The organism is Sphingobium sp. TomTYG73 (assembly GCF_055394245.1).
Genome location: NZ_AP027339.1, coordinates 2,496,280 through 2,509,538, shown reverse-complemented (window position 1 = coordinate 2,509,538; position 13,259 = coordinate 2,496,280). Strand labels below are relative to the sequence as shown.

Genomic DNA, 13,259 nt, shown 5'->3' with positions numbered 1-13,259 from the left:
AGGGGTATGTTCGTGCGCCGACCGGCTTCGCTGATGCTGTTTTTCATGATGGGCGCATCGCCCGCTGCGCTGATGGCGCAGACTTCAGCCCAGGAGCCGCCTGCGCAGATGGACGAAGGCGACGAGATCATCGTCACCGGCCAGCCGCAGCGGGGCGCGGTGCTGGGCAATATCAAGCCTGAGCAGCAGCTTTCCTCCGCCGACATCCGCGCGTTAGGCGTCACCTCCATTTCGGAAATGATCACCGAATTGTCGGCACAAACGAACGGGACCCCGGTCGTGCTGCTCAACGGAAAGCGGATTTCCAGCTTTTCCGAAATCCAGGATATCCCGTCCGAGGCCGTGGCACGTGTCGACATCCTACCGGAACAGGTCGCCCTGTCCTATGGCTATGCACCAACGCAAAAGGTGGCGAACATCGTCCTGCGCCAGCGTTTTCGGGCGGAGCTAGCCGATCTGCGGGCGGCCACGACGACCGATGGCGGACGGGAAAGCGGGTCGGCCGAGGCGGGCCTGCTGCGCATCCGGGGCGACAATCGCTTTACGTTGAACGTCAAATATAATGCCGCTGCTTCACTACTGGAAAGCGAACGCGGGATCGAACGGACGGCGATCAGTCCGGCATTGATCGACGTCACCCGCTTTCGCACGTTGAGCCCAGCGACCGAGAGCGTGTCCGCGAACGCCACCTATGCGCGCGCGCTCGGCGGCGTATCGATGACCATGAACGGCCGGGTGGAGCTGTCGGACAATGACTCGCTGCAAGGACTGTCTGCCGCCGCACTTGCGGCGCCGATCGGCAACGGGCCGCTCTATGCCGAATTTCTGCGGGACAACCGGCTCGATCAGCAGATTCGCGGAACGACCGGCCATCTGGGCCTGACCTTCAACGGGCTGCTCGGCAAGGGGTGGCAATGGTCCTTCACTGGCAATGGCGACCTGTCGGATACGCGCACGCGAACCGACCGATCGACATCGACCGACCGGGCGAGCGCGCGGTCGCAGGCGGTGACGGGCGACCTGCTCCTATCAGGCCCCGTCTTTGACCTGCCTGCGGGTGCCGTCACAAGCTCCGTCCGGGTGGGGGCGTCGGCCAATGGGTTTGAGGGCTGGTCGATCCGAAACGGGTTCGAACAGGACATCGACTATGACCGGCAGATCGCCAGCGGGCAGGTCACTCTCGATGTGCCGATCACCAGCAAGGCGAGAGGCGTCCTGGGCGCGGTCGGCGATATCGGCGTCAATGTGAATGCGGCGGCGCAAGAGCTTTCGGACTTCGGCACGCTCTCCACGCTTGGCTACGGCCTGCGCTGGCGGCCGATCCCTGCAGTGCAACTGCTGGTATCCGCGAACCAGGACCGGGCCGCGCCGACGGGGAACCAGCTAAGCGATCCCGAAGTCAGAACAGAGAATGTACCCGTCTTTGATTATCAAAGCGGCCAGACCGTCTTCGTCACGCGGGTGACGGGGGGCAACGCGCAGTTGAAGGAAAGCGTGCGCGACCAGTTCCGGCTGAGCGCAACGGTGAAACCTTTCGACAAGCCCAACCTGACCCTGACAGCGACCTACCTCAACAGCCGGACGAGTAATCCGATCGCGGCTTTCCCGGAACCTACCCCCGCGATCGAGGATGCCTTCGGTAGCCGCTTTACTCGCGTCGGAGGTTTGCTGACCGAAATCGATGCGACGCCGATCAATTATCTGCGCTCGCAAAGCGAACAACTGCGCTGGGGCTTCGACCTCTCCTTCCCGCTGAAGTCGCGCATCCAGAAGTTGGCAGAGGCCTGGCGCGCCGCCGGTGCAAAGCCTGAGGATCGGCCCAAGGAGTTGCAGGATATGCGCGCACTGTTCGGCAATCGCGGCGGACGGGGCGGAGAGCGTGGCGCGCAAGCGGGTCAGGATGGCGCTCCGCCGCCTCACGGACAGGAGGGCGGAGACCGACCGCGCGGTGAGGGCGGCTTTGGCGGCCCCGGAGGCGGCGGACGGCCAGGCGGCGGTTTTGGCGGGCCGGGCGGCATGGGTGGCGGACGTGGAGGCGGAGGCGGGCGCCTCAGCTTCAGCCTCTACCACACATGGCATTTTACCGAGAGCATCCTGATCGCCCCCGGCGTGCCGGAACTCGATCTGCTGAACGGCGACGCGACGGGATCATCGGGTGGCCAGCCAAGGCATGAGGTGGAGGCGCGCGTCGGCTATACCAATAATGGCCTTGGTGCGCGGCTGGGCATCGATTGGGAAAGCGGCACGCATGTCGATGGCGCGCTAGGCGGCACTTCCCGGCTCAATTTCGACAGTCTGGCGACCGCTAACCTGCGACTATTCGCCAATCTGGGGCAGATGCCTTCGCTTGTGAAGAATCATCCCTTTCTGCGGGGCTCGCGGGTATCGATCGGGATCAACAATATCTTCAACACGCGCCGCGATGTGACGGACGCGACCGGAGGAACCCCGCTGCGCTACCAGCAGGGCTATCTCGATCCGCTGGGCCGTACGATCAGCATTTCCTTCCGGAAACTGTTCTTCTGACTCTTGCCTAAAACTCTCCATTTTCCGTCCGTTATGACCTTTGAAAACAAGGGTCGGAGGAATGCATGGCAAAGCCGATACGGATCGTGGTGGTCGATGACTCGCTGACCATTCGCGCCATGATCGAGACGCTGCTGGAACGCGATTGCCGGTTCGATGTCGTGGGCATCGCCCGCAACGGCGAAGAGGCGATCGACCTCATCCGCATGGAAAAGCCCGATGTGGTGACGATGGACATCGCCATGCCGGGCCGGGATGGGCTCAGCATTCTTGACGAGATTATGGACATCGATCCCTGCCCCGTCATCATGCTGTCCAGCCTGATGCGCGACGGAGCGCCGATCATGGCCGAAGCGCTCGACCGGGGTGCGGCCGCCTGCTTCAACAAGGCGATGATCGCTCGGGAAGCCGGACGCTTCATCGCACTGGTCAAAGATGTCGCGCGTGGCCTTGTTCAGGCTGAACAGGTAGCGATCGCCGCCTGAAACTTCCGTCACGTACAACAAAAGGAGCTGTCATCCGGCAGCTCCTTTTTTATGCGCTTGCGGGCGTCGCCGCCCGAACGGATCAGGTCAAGATGCCAAGGATCGAGGCAGAGCGCAGGCAGCGGCAATGTCGATGGCGCTGGTAAATTCAACGCCCATCCGATCCTCGCGGGACCAGCGAACCACAGCGCTCACATTCTGACTGTCACTGAACTCGATCGACAACTGGGTGCCTTGGGGCACATGCCACAGCCCCTCGATCATCGCACCGGTGGAGGAGATGTTGCGGATGCGCCCGGTATAGGCGTGACCATCGGCCTGCACCGCGATCGTCCGCAGCATCGTCTTGCGCTCAGGGCGGCTGGACTGAAAGCCCTCCACCAGCGCCACCGTGCCGTGCGCATGGTGCCGGGCCAGCACGTCGCTGGCAACAAGCGGGCGGCCATAGACATAGCCCTGTATATGGCTGCACCCCAGATCGCGGATCAGCGCCAGTTCGTCCTGCGTCTCCGCGCCCTCCGCCGTGGTGTCCATGCCCAGCGCCTCGGCCAGGCTGACGATTGCCTTGATGATCGCGCTGTTGCGGCTGCCGGTCATCACCGCGCCGCGCACAAAGCTCTGGTCGATCTTGATCTTGTCGAAGGGCGCTTTCTTCAAATAGCCAAGCGAGGAGTAACCTGTGCCGAAATCGTCGAGCGCCAAACGAATGCCAATCCCTTTAAGCCGGGCGAACATCGAATCCGTTCCGTCATTGTCGTTCAGGAACACGCTTTCGGTGATCTCCAACTCCAGCCGGTGGGGCGCGAGTTGGGAAGCGGCGAGCGCACTCATGACCGTGGCGGGCAATCCGGGATTGGCGAACTGGATCGGCGAGACATTGACGGCGACGCGAATATCTTCGTCCCAATCCGAAGCGTCGCGGCAGGCAGTGCGTAATACCCAGTCACCGATCGGGCCGATAAGTCCTGTCTCCTCGGCGATGGGCACGAAAATGGATGGCGAAATCTCGCCACGTACGGGATGGGTCCAGCGAAGCAGCGCCTCATAACCAGTGACCCTCTCCGTCCTTGAAGACACGACCGGCTGATAGACAAGGTGCAGCCCGCCCGAAGCCAGCGCGTGGCGAAGATCCTCCTCCAACTGCCGACGCCCCTCTGCATCGGCGTGCATTTCGGACGAATAGAAACGATGGACGCCGCGCCCGTCGCCTTTTGCAGCATAGAGCGCGAGATCAGCGTTGCGGATCAGCGCATCGGCCGTGTCGCCATCATGCGGGCAACAGGAAATCCCGATGGACACGCCGATGACGACCGCCTTCCCCTCAATCATATAAGGTTGCGACAGCGTGTTGATGATCATCGTAGATAGTTGGGACAGCAACGCACGATCATGTCTGCCGGGCAGCAGCACCTTGAATTCGTCACCGCCCTGCCGCCCTACAAGCCCGCGATCGCCCGCGACACGTTGAAGACGCTGGCTCACCTGCCGCAGCAGCGCGTCCCCGGCGGGGTGGCCGAGCGTATCGTTGACGGTCTTGAAGCGATCCAGGTCCAGCATCAGCAGCGCGCAATCGCCCGACTTGCCGGGGGAGCCAGCCAGGGCATCTTCCAGCGCCCGCAGCATCTGTACGCGATTGGCAAGGCCAGTCAGCGAATCGAACTGGGCAAGCCGCTTCACCTCCGCCTGGCTCCGGCGGATTTCGGTAAGGTCGGCGCCGCTCCCGCGGAAGCCGTGGAACTGGCCAAATTCGTTGAAAACCGGCTGGCCGGATATCGACCACCAGCGCTCGTCGCGGGTAGCCGCGGCTCGAACATGGATGTCCGAAAAGCCGGTGCGCGTCGATAAATGGAAGCCGAGCGTGCGCTCACCCCCGCCATTTTTATGATCACCCGCAGAGACAATGTCGGTAATCAGTCGACCGACAAGTTCATCCTCCGCAATATCCAGTGTTCGCGCGAGCGTTTCTGATAGGTAGGTTAAGCAGCCTTGCCGGTCGGTTTCCCAGAACCAGCCCTGCCCCGACTGCTCATATTCCTGCAGCAGGCGGTCGGATCGTTGAGCACGCAAATCCTGCTGATGTTGCGCGATTGCCCGTTCGAAGTCAGACGTTGCTTGGCGCACCGCAGCGATCATCATGACCGCGATGCAACTTACCAACAAACCCAGCTGCGCAAAGCCCGCTTCCTGAAACGCTGAAACGATCAATGTGCCCAGAAAATAACTGACGCCCAGCAACCGCCGGTCGCCGAATATAGACACGGCGATCAACGCCATCGCGACTTCTGCCGCGAGAGAAATCGACAATGGTCCTGCAAATTGCGCCGGACCCAGCAGCATGCTGAAGCTCATGCTCGACAGCAATACCATCGGCAGCATCAGCCATTTCTGCACATGCGGCCGTAGATTCTGGAATCGTTCCGCGCGCGGAGCGGCGATCAGCATGCCATCTGTCAGCAACATCGTTAGGAATGTGAGGAAGTGGAGAATGTGGCCAAAGGTAAACAGAGGCACATGGAGCAGCGTGATGGTGCACAGCTTGCCCAGCAGCACCAGCGGCCAGAGGCGGGCGATATGGGCGAAGGCTCCGGATATCCAGAAGGCCGACGCCTGCGTCCCGCCCTCAGCCAGACCCAGCGCGACCGCAAGATCGGCGGGTCGATACGATGTATCGTTCAGCTTGGTGCGCGACGGGGCCATATGACGTGCGTAACGCACAGATGTTGAAAGAAACTTACCCGACCGGCTGGCAAAGCATAACGGGATTGGAACGCCCCGCTCGCGACGCCAAACGGCCCCGGCGTCCGTCCACAGACGCTTAGACAGATTGAGCAGGAAAGGAGCGGCCCCGCAAAACCGCTCACCCTTCTCTCAACTAGACGCGCATCGGCATCAGGACATAGAGCGCAGGGCTGCGATCATTTTCCCGGATCAGCGTCGGCGCTGCCGCGTCGGCAAGGTGCAGTTCGACCGTTTCGCTGTCGATCTGGCCCAGAATGTCGAGCAGGTAGCGCGCGTTGAAGCCGATATCGAAGCCCTCGCCCTGAAACGCACCCGGCACTTCTTCGGCCGCCGTGCCGTTTTCGGGGCTGGTGACCGACAGGGTGATCTTGTCGCGATCGAGCGTCATCTTGACCGCCCGAGTCTTTTCCGTAGCGATCGTGGCGACGCGGTCCACGCCTTCCTCGAAGCTGCGCGGGTCGATCTTGAGCAGCTTGTCGTTCGCGGTGGGAATGACGCGGCTGTAATCGGGGAAAGTGCCGTCGATCAGCTTGCTGGTGAGGATCGCGCTGCCAAGCCCGAAGCGGATCTTGCTCGCCGACAGGGTGATCTGCACCGATCCTTCGACCTCATCGAGCAGCTTGCGCAGTTCGCCGATGCACTTGCGCGGAATGATGATGCCCGGCATGCCATCGGCGCCATCCGGACGCGGCACGGTGACGCGAGCGAGGCGGTGGCCGTCGGTGGCCGCGGCCTTCAGGACCGGCTGACCATCATCCGACACGTGGAAATAAATGCCGTTCAGATAATAGCGCGTCTCTTCGGTCGAGATGGCGAAGCGCGTCTTGTCGATGATTTGCTTCAGCGTCTCTGCGGGCAGTTCGAAGCTGGTCGGCAGGTCGCCTTCCGCGATCACCGGGAAGTCGTCGCGCGGCAGGGTCGACAGGTTGAAGCGAGCGCGGCCCGCCTGGATCAGCATCTTGCCTTCCGCCGCTTGCAGCGACACCTGCGACCCTTCGGGCAGCTTGCGGGCGATGTCGAACAGGGTGTGGGCCGAAATGGTCGTCGCGCCGGGCTGTTCCACCTGCGCGGACACGCTTTCGACGATCTGGAGGTCGAGGTCGGTCGCCATCAGCTTGATCGCGCCATCGGCAGACGCTTCGATCAGCACGTTGGACAGGATCGGAATCGTATTGCGCCGCTCGACCACCGACTGGACGTGGCTGAGGCTCTTGAGGAGCGTGGCGCGTTCGATGGTGGCCTTCATGTCCCTGTTTGTCCGTTTCTTTTCTGCGCAAAGCCCGGATGCGGTCGAATCCGGGCGACAATGATGGATGATCCTTCATAACCACTGTTGCGGCGGCGGCAAGCACCTGCTGATCGTTTCGTGACGGCAAGGGTTGCAAAAGAGGACATGATGGGCTTTGCCAGCGTCATGAAGCGCTCCTGGTTCCTGCTCCTGCTGATCGCGACGCCGGCATTCGCCAAGGATTCGCTCGGCATGTTCGAAGCTTGGGGGGCGTTCCGTGACCCGGCGGCACCGCGTTGCTATGCCATCTCCAAACCCGTGAGCCGCGCTGGCAATGGTTTCGCCGCCGTTGGGAACTGGCCGCGCCAGCGCGTACGCGGACAGGTGCATTTCCGGCTGAGCCGGGTGCGGGCGGATGGTTCTCCCGTTATCCTGAATGTTGGGGAGAGACGCTTCCCGTTGGTCGCGGGACAGGCTGATGCGTGGGCGCCCGACCCTCGCGCGGACGCGGCCATCATTGCGGCCATGCGATCAGCAGGCAGCATGAGCGTACAGACGCAGGGCGCAAATGGGCGCGGTTTCGCGGACACCTATACGCTGCGCGGCGCCGCAACAGCGATCGACGCGGCGGCTCTGGGCTGCGCACGGCTGCGGTGACAGGCGGGCGCTCGACGCTCCCTTTATAATTTTCGAAAAATCCGCTATGGGCGCTGCCATGCATTCATCCGCCAGCCCCTTGATGCCGATTCCCGGCGCTATCGACCCTGTGCCCGTCCCGCGCGCGGTGACGCCTCGCGAAGATGGGCGCACCGACCTGATGGGCCTGTCGCGCCCGCAAATCAAAAGCGCGCTGGAGGAAGCAGGGCTGGATGCCAAGCAGGCAAAGCTGCGGTCGAAGCAGCTGTTCCACTGGCTCTACCATCGCGGCGAAACCGATTTCGATGCGATGACCGACCTTGCCAAGCCGATGCGCGGCTGGATGGCGGAACGCTTCATCGTGGGACGTCCCGAGGTCGTCGAAGCGCAGGTGTCGAGCGACGGCACCCGCAAATGGCTGCTCCGGTCGGACGACGGGCAGGATTATGAGATGGTGTTCATCCCGGACGCCGATCGCGGAACCCTCTGCGTATCGAGCCAGGTGGGCTGCACGCTCAACTGCCGTTTCTGCCATACGGGCACGATGCGCCTCGTGCGCAACCTGACGCCGGGCGAAATTGTCGGGCAGGTCATGCTGGCCCGCGATGCGCTGGGCGAATGGCCCAAGGGCAGCATGGCGTCCGCCAACGATGACGAAGCGGACGATAGTTCGCAATATAGCCCCGATGGACGCATGCTGACCAACATCGTGATGATGGGCATGGGCGAGCCGCTCTATAATTTCGATCATGTACGCGACGCGCTGAAGGTCGTCATGGACGGCGACGGCCTCGCTCTGTCGAAGCGGCGGATCACCCTCTCCACGTCCGGCGTAGTGCCGATGATGGCGCGCGCGGGGGAAGAGATTGGCGTCAACCTCGCCGTGTCGCTCCATGGCGTGACCAAGGATGTGCGCGACGAACTGGTGCCGCTCAACAAGAAATTCGGGATCGAACAGCTGCTGCAAGCCTGCGCCGACTATCCGAACGCGAATAATGCGCGCCGCATCACGTTCGAATATGTGATGATCAAGGACAAGAATGACAGCGATGAAGATGCGCGCGAACTGGTTCGCCTGCTGCGTCACTATAAGCTGCCTGCCAAGGTCAACCTGATCCCCTTCAACCCATGGCCGGGCACCGACTATGAATGTTCGACGCCCGAGCGGATCAAGCGCTTTTCCGAGATCGTGTTCGAAGGCGGCATCTCCGCCCCGGTACGCACGCCGCGCGGACGGGACATCATGGCCGCCTGCGGGCAACTCAAGTCGGCGAGCGAGAAGAAGAGTCGGGCGGAACTGGACCGGCTGGCGGCGGAAAAGCAGGCGGCACTGGGGTAACCCCGCGTCTCAGCGCGGCGCGCCGGGCTCGCTGATCTTTTCTTCCGCGTTCCGTTCATTCTCCTCGGGCTTGAGCGGCGCCATGACCCAGAAAGTCAGTAGCGTGAAGCCGGTGAGAACCACCGCCACATCATAGGCGCCAAGCCCCGCCGCAACGCCAATCGCCCCCGTGATCCACAGGCTTGCGGCGGTCGCGGTGCCCTTGACAGCATGTCTCTGCTGCAGGATCGCACCACCGCCCAGAAATCCGATGCCCGCGATCACGCCTTCCAGCACCCGGGCAAGCGCCGCCGGGTCCTGCGCCATCATTCCTTCCACCGTCTGGACAAAGCCACAGCTCGCGACGGCGACCAGCGGAAAGGTGCGCAGGCCAGCGCTGCGTTCCGCTCGCTCCCGGTTCCAGCCGATAGGCAAAGCCAGGCAATAGGCGATGACGATAGGGACCAGATGCGGCAGCACCGAAAAATTGTCGCTCATCCACCCGAAACGCACAAAGATGAATTCGGATGCGCAACGATGCAGTTAGCTGTTGCCGGGCGCTTCCAGCAGGCCGGGAATCAGCGGCAGCAATTCGCGCGCCAGAAATCCGACAGGCCCCATGGTGCGGGCGAGTTCGCGCCCTGCCTGGCCGTGCAACCAGCTGCCCCAGGCAGCCGCCCGCAAAGGGTCCGCGCCGCGCGCCGCCAAACCGCCGACGATCCCAGCCAGCACATCGCCCGAACCGCCGGTGGCCAGGCCGACGCAACCGCCCTCATGCAACAGGCAGGCGCCGTCCGGAGCCGCGACCACGCTGCGGTCGCCCTTCAGGATGACCACCGCCTGAAATTCCGCCGCCACTTGCAGCGCAATCTTCAGGGGATCGGCCGAAACGGCCTCGACGCTTTGCCCGGTCAGGATAGCCATCTCGCCATGATGAGGCGTCAGGATGATATGTCCCTCATGCCCGGCGACGGTGGATCGCAACTCGCGTGCGGATGTCAGCGCCGCCGCGTCGAGGACGATGGTAACCGGCGGATCGGTGGCGGCCAATATGGCCGCGACCAGTTCATCCGTCTGGGAACTCACGCTCATGCCCGGCCCCAGAACCAGCGCGTCACAGCGGGCGAGCTGCGGCGCCAGACGCTCAGCTGCTCCGGCGGCGATCTCGCCATTCTCCTCCGCAGGCAGCGCCGTCATCGCGGCTTCGGGAACCAGCACGCCCAGCGACATGGCGGCAGAACGGACAGTCGCCATCTGCAACTTGCCAGCACCTGCCCGCAGTGCCGCCTCGCCCGTCAGGCGCAGCGCACCGGGCACGAATTCCGCGCCACCGACGACCAACACACGACCCCGCCCATCCTTGTCGGAGTCATGGTCGGGAATCGGGAGGGGGTGCGTCCGCAACCATGCGCTATCGAGAGTCTCTGGCGTCATCCCCGTGCTCCGGCGATGGCATCGGGTTCGCGTGTGACAGGGGTTTCCTCTTCCTCCATCGGCGCGGTCACATTGTAACGGCGCAGTACCAGCCCGCCATTGCGCCCGTGGGAAGGGTCATAAACATAGTCGCTGATCGCGCAGTTCGCGACATCGCCAGCCCGGTCGATCGCCAGTATTTCCGCTTCATTCAACCCTTCGATGATATAGCGAAGGCACAGAACCACGACCTGATGCGTGAAGATCATCACGCGCCGTCCGGCATAGTGCAATGATATGGTGTCCATCACCGATCGGAGCCGCAGGATGACGTCGCACCAGCTCTCTCCGCCCGGCGGCCGGTGATAGAATTTTCCGAGCATCTGGCGGAATTCATACTGGTCGGCCTCCAGATTGCGGATGCCCGTCGTCGTCAGCCCGTCCAAAATGCCGAATTCCTTTTCGCGCAGCCGTTCATCGAAGCAGATCGGTTCCTCGGCGGCGGCTCCGCCAACCTCGCGGAAAATCTGCGCGGTCTGAAACGCCCGCAGATAGGGGGACGACAACAGAACCTCCGGCCTTTGATCTTCCTCCTCGCTGCCGAACCAATGGCCTAGCGCCTGCGCCTGCTCACGGCCCAATCCACTTAACGGAACGTCCGCATCCCGCACGGACAAGGCTATGCGATCGGACTGTGCTTCGGTGGCGGCGTCGCGCGCCACATTTCCGGCGCTCTGGCCATGACGTACGATGATGAGCTGGCTCGGCCAATGAAGTGACGCCACGAGTCCTGCTGCCTTCCATGCCGGTTGCTAAGGCATGAAGAACGGCCGCGTCGCCGCTTTGATCCCGGCGGAACGCGGCTTATGATGAAGGCTGCGCTTGGAAAATGGTGACCCCTACGGGAATCGAACCCGTGTTTCAGCCGTGAAAGGGCCGCGTCCTAACCGCTAGACGAAGGGGCCACATGCAGAACCGCTTGGGCGGCGCTGCGAAGCGAGGGCGGCTTTAGGGGGGGAGCTTGCGGCGGTCAACCCCTTTGGGGCAGGAAAACGACCACTTCTTTCAATCGACCCAGGCGGCATCTTCCAGATGCAGTTCAGCGGCGGGCCGGCTGCCCCAATCGTCTATCTTTGCACGGCCCGCGACCCACAGGCGGCGGTCGCGCGGTGCGCCAAGGATAGCTTGCCCCAACTCGCTCTCCGCCTGGCGGAAGGCGATGGTCTTGATGGAGCGGCCATCGTCCCCCGCCATGACGGCGCGCAGATGACCATTGCCGACGACATCGGCCTTGATGACGCGCATCGGTCCAGCCGCGATGAGCGGGGATGGCCAGCCAGCGCCATAGGGGCCGCCTGCCTCGATCGCGGCCACGAAGTCCGGATTGACGCCCGCGGGGGCAAGCACGGCGTCGATCAGCAATGCTCGATCATCGCGGGCGCGGGCGACGGCGGGGGCAAGCCTTTCGTCCAGAAAATCAGCCAGCGCGTCCAGCTTATCAGCCGCGACGGTCAGCCCTGCCGCCATGGCGTGGCCGCCACCAGCAACCAGCAAGCCGCTATCCTTGGCCGCCAGCACGGCCGCGCCAAGATCAACGCCGGAGATCGAACGGCCGGAGCCCTTGCCCGTACCTGCATCGTCAATCGCCACGACGATCGCGGGACGCCCCGCCTTTTCCTTGATGCGTCCGGCAACGATGCCGATCACGCCCGGATGCCAGCCCGCTCCAGCGATCAGCGCCACGGCCCGGTTGCCCTGCGCCGCCAGCAGTTCCTCCGCCTCGGCCTGTACCGCCGCCTCGATCACGCGACGTTCCTCGTTGAACTGGTCCAACTCGGCAGCGATGCTCGCGGCCTCGATCGGGTCTTCCGTAGTCAGCAGGCGCACGCCCAGATCAGCCTTGCCTACCCGCCCGCCCGCGTTGATGCGGGGACCGAGCGCAAATCCCAGGTCGTGGCAAAGCGGCGCGCGGCTAAGGCGGCTGGCGTCGATCAGCGCGGCGATGCCGATGTTGCGGCGCTTGGCCATGACCTTGAGGCCCTGTGCGACAAAGGCGCGGTTAAGCCCCTTGAGTTGCGCCACGTCTGCCACGGTGCCCAGCGCCACGATGTCGAGCAATTCCATCAGGGCAGGCTCGGCACGCTGCGCGAACCATCCCCGCTTGCGCAACACGCGGATAAGCGCGGCGCCCAACAGGAAGGCAACCCCCACCGCCGCCAGATGGCCATGAGCGGCCGCCTCTTCCGCTTCGTCTAGCCGATTGGGATTGACCAGCGCGAACGCCTCGGGAAGCGCGGCGGCGCATTTATGATGATCGACCACCACGACATCGACGCCCACAGCCTTCGCCATGGCAAGCGCCTCGAACGCCTGGGCGCCGCAATCGACGGTGACGATCAGCGTTGCCCCCTCCCCGGCCAGCCGCACCAGCGCTTCGCCAGACGGCCCATAGCCTTCCATCAGCCGATCCGGGATGTAGGGCCGGGCGGACAGGCCAAGATCACGCAGCAGGCGGATCAGCAAGGCCGCGCTGGTTGCGCCGTCCACGTCATAGTCGCCGAAGATACGGACATGCTCGCCGCTCTGCACCGCATCCGCCAGCCGTTCGGCAGCGCTGTCCATGTCGCGGAACAAGCTGGGATCGGGCATGAAGTGTCGGATGGTCGGATTACGATGCGCTTCCACGGCTTCGCGCGGACAGCCGCGGGCCAGCAGCAACTGCGTAACCAGGTCGTCGGGCAGATAGCCCGGCTCGCGCGCATCCGCGCCTGCGCCCCGCCAGCGCCACGGTTGTCCAAGGATAGAGCGGGATACATTCAGCGCTATGGTCATTTCTGATCCCTAAACCGGGCCGACGCCCGAGGGAAGCGGTTCACGGCCGACGGCGGAACCGAAACAAGGCCTTGCGCGTATT

General features: G+C 63.5%; 11 protein-coding genes and 1 tRNA gene. 4 read left to right on the top strand and 8 right to left on the bottom strand.

The features are described 5' to 3' along the window. The first annotated feature begins 6 nt into the window (after positions 1-6). Positions 7-2,526, top strand: coding sequence for a TonB-dependent receptor (locus ACZ5TH_RS12590; protein ID WP_464794111.1), 2,520 nt, complete (start codon positions 7-9; stop codon positions 2,524-2,526). 65 nt (positions 2,527-2,591) lie between these two features. Next, positions 2,592-3,011: a response regulator gene (locus ACZ5TH_RS12585; RefSeq protein ID WP_464794110.1), complete on the top strand. Its 420-nt coding sequence runs from the start codon at positions 2,592-2,594 to the stop codon at positions 3,009-3,011. Between the two features lie 87 nt (positions 3,012-3,098). Here ACZ5TH_RS12585 and ACZ5TH_RS12580 read toward each other — a convergent pair whose 3' ends face one another. The 3 genes from ACZ5TH_RS12580 to ACZ5TH_RS12570 form a co-directional block, all read right to left on the bottom strand. Beyond that, positions 3,099-5,708: an EAL domain-containing protein gene (locus ACZ5TH_RS12580; RefSeq protein WP_464795113.1), complete on the bottom strand. Its 2,610-nt coding sequence runs from the start codon at positions 5,706-5,708 to the stop codon at positions 3,099-3,101. A 175-nt stretch (positions 5,709-5,883) separates the two neighbouring features. Next, complete coding sequence (gene dnaN, locus ACZ5TH_RS12575) at positions 5,884-6,996, bottom strand: DNA polymerase III subunit beta (protein WP_449470860.1); 1,113 nt, start codon at positions 6,994-6,996, stop codon at positions 5,884-5,886. Then, positions 6,993-7,166 (bottom strand): hypothetical protein, encoded by a 174-nt coding sequence (locus tag ACZ5TH_RS12570; protein WP_196225143.1) that lies wholly within the window; start codon positions 7,164-7,166, stop codon positions 6,993-6,995. The genes dnaN and ACZ5TH_RS12570 overlap by 4 nt, the downstream gene beginning before the upstream one ends. On the opposite strand from ACZ5TH_RS12570, the gene ACZ5TH_RS12565 reads away from it, so the two are divergent. Both ACZ5TH_RS12565 and rlmN read left to right on the top strand, forming a co-directional pair. Beyond that, positions 7,165-7,635, top strand: a complete 471-nt coding sequence (locus ACZ5TH_RS12565) for a hypothetical protein (protein ID WP_464794109.1) — start codon at positions 7,165-7,167, stop codon at positions 7,633-7,635. The genes ACZ5TH_RS12570 and ACZ5TH_RS12565 overlap by 2 nt on opposite strands. Before the next feature lie 58 nt (positions 7,636-7,693). After that, positions 7,694-8,953: a dual-specificity RNA methyltransferase RlmN gene (gene rlmN, locus ACZ5TH_RS12560; protein WP_449470859.1), complete on the top strand. Its 1,260-nt coding sequence runs from the start codon at positions 7,694-7,696 to the stop codon at positions 8,951-8,953. Positions 8,954-8,962: 9 nt separating this feature from the next. On the opposite strand, the gene ACZ5TH_RS12555 is transcribed toward rlmN, so the two are convergent. The 5 genes from ACZ5TH_RS12555 to recJ all read right to left on the bottom strand — a co-directional run bounded on the left by ACZ5TH_RS12555 (position 8,963) and on the right by recJ (position 13,177). After that, positions 8,963-9,430 (bottom strand): MgtC/SapB family protein, encoded by a 468-nt coding sequence (locus ACZ5TH_RS12555; protein WP_464771701.1) that lies wholly within the window; start codon positions 9,428-9,430, stop codon positions 8,963-8,965. Between the two features lie 45 nt (positions 9,431-9,475). After that, the gene (locus ACZ5TH_RS12550) at positions 9,476-10,366 is read right to left on the bottom strand and encodes an NAD(P)H-hydrate dehydratase (protein WP_464771700.1); all 891 of its coding nucleotides are present in this window, start codon (positions 10,364-10,366) and stop codon (positions 9,476-9,478) included. Next, positions 10,363-11,130, bottom strand: a complete 768-nt coding sequence (locus ACZ5TH_RS12545; protein ID WP_449470854.1) for a histidine phosphatase family protein — start codon at positions 11,128-11,130, stop codon at positions 10,363-10,365. The genes ACZ5TH_RS12550 and ACZ5TH_RS12545 overlap by 4 nt, the downstream gene beginning before the upstream one ends. A 105-nt stretch (positions 11,131-11,235) precedes the next feature. Further along, positions 11,236-11,310, bottom strand: a tRNA-Glu gene (locus ACZ5TH_RS12540). 100 nt (positions 11,311-11,410) lie between these two features. After that, positions 11,411-13,177 carry a single-stranded-DNA-specific exonuclease RecJ gene (gene recJ / locus ACZ5TH_RS12535; RefSeq protein WP_464794108.1) on the bottom strand — a complete coding sequence of 589 codons (1,767 nt, stop codon included), beginning with the start codon at positions 13,175-13,177 and terminating at the stop codon, positions 11,411-11,413. Positions 13,178-13,259 lie beyond the last annotated feature (82 nt).

Bases quoted from the DNA above. Each gene is read 5' to 3' on its own strand.
- ACZ5TH_RS12570 (WP_196225143.1), bottom strand. From the start codon at position 7,166: ATGACGCTGGCAAAGCCCATCATGTCCTCTTTTGCAACCCTTGCCGTC.
- ACZ5TH_RS12565 (WP_464794109.1), top strand. From the start codon at position 7,165: ATGAAGCGCTCCTGGTTCCTGCTCCTGCTGATCGCGACGCCGGCATTC.
- ACZ5TH_RS12585 (WP_464794110.1), top strand. From the start codon at position 2,592: ATGGCAAAGCCGATACGGATCGTGGTGGTCGATGACTCGCTGACCATT.
- ACZ5TH_RS12555 (WP_464771701.1), bottom strand. From the start codon at position 9,430: ATGAGCGACAATTTTTCGGTGCTGCCGCATCTGGTCCCTATCGTCATC.
- ACZ5TH_RS12580 (WP_464795113.1), bottom strand. From the start codon at position 5,708: ATGGCCCCGTCGCGCACCAAGCTGAACGATACATCGTATCGACCCGCC.
- dnaN (WP_449470860.1), bottom strand. From the start codon at position 6,996: ATGAAGGCCACCATCGAACGCGCCACGCTCCTCAAGAGCCTCAGCCAC.
- rlmN (WP_449470859.1), top strand. From the start codon at position 7,694: ATGCATTCATCCGCCAGCCCCTTGATGCCGATTCCCGGCGCTATCGAC.
- ACZ5TH_RS12590 (WP_464794111.1), top strand. From the start codon at position 7: ATGTTCGTGCGCCGACCGGCTTCGCTGATGCTGTTTTTCATGATGGGC.
- recJ (WP_464794108.1), bottom strand. From the start codon at position 13,177: ATGACCATAGCGCTGAATGTATCCCGCTCTATCCTTGGACAACCGTGG.
- ACZ5TH_RS12550 (WP_464771700.1), bottom strand. From the start codon at position 10,366: ATGACGCCAGAGACTCTCGATAGCGCATGGTTGCGGACGCACCCCCTC.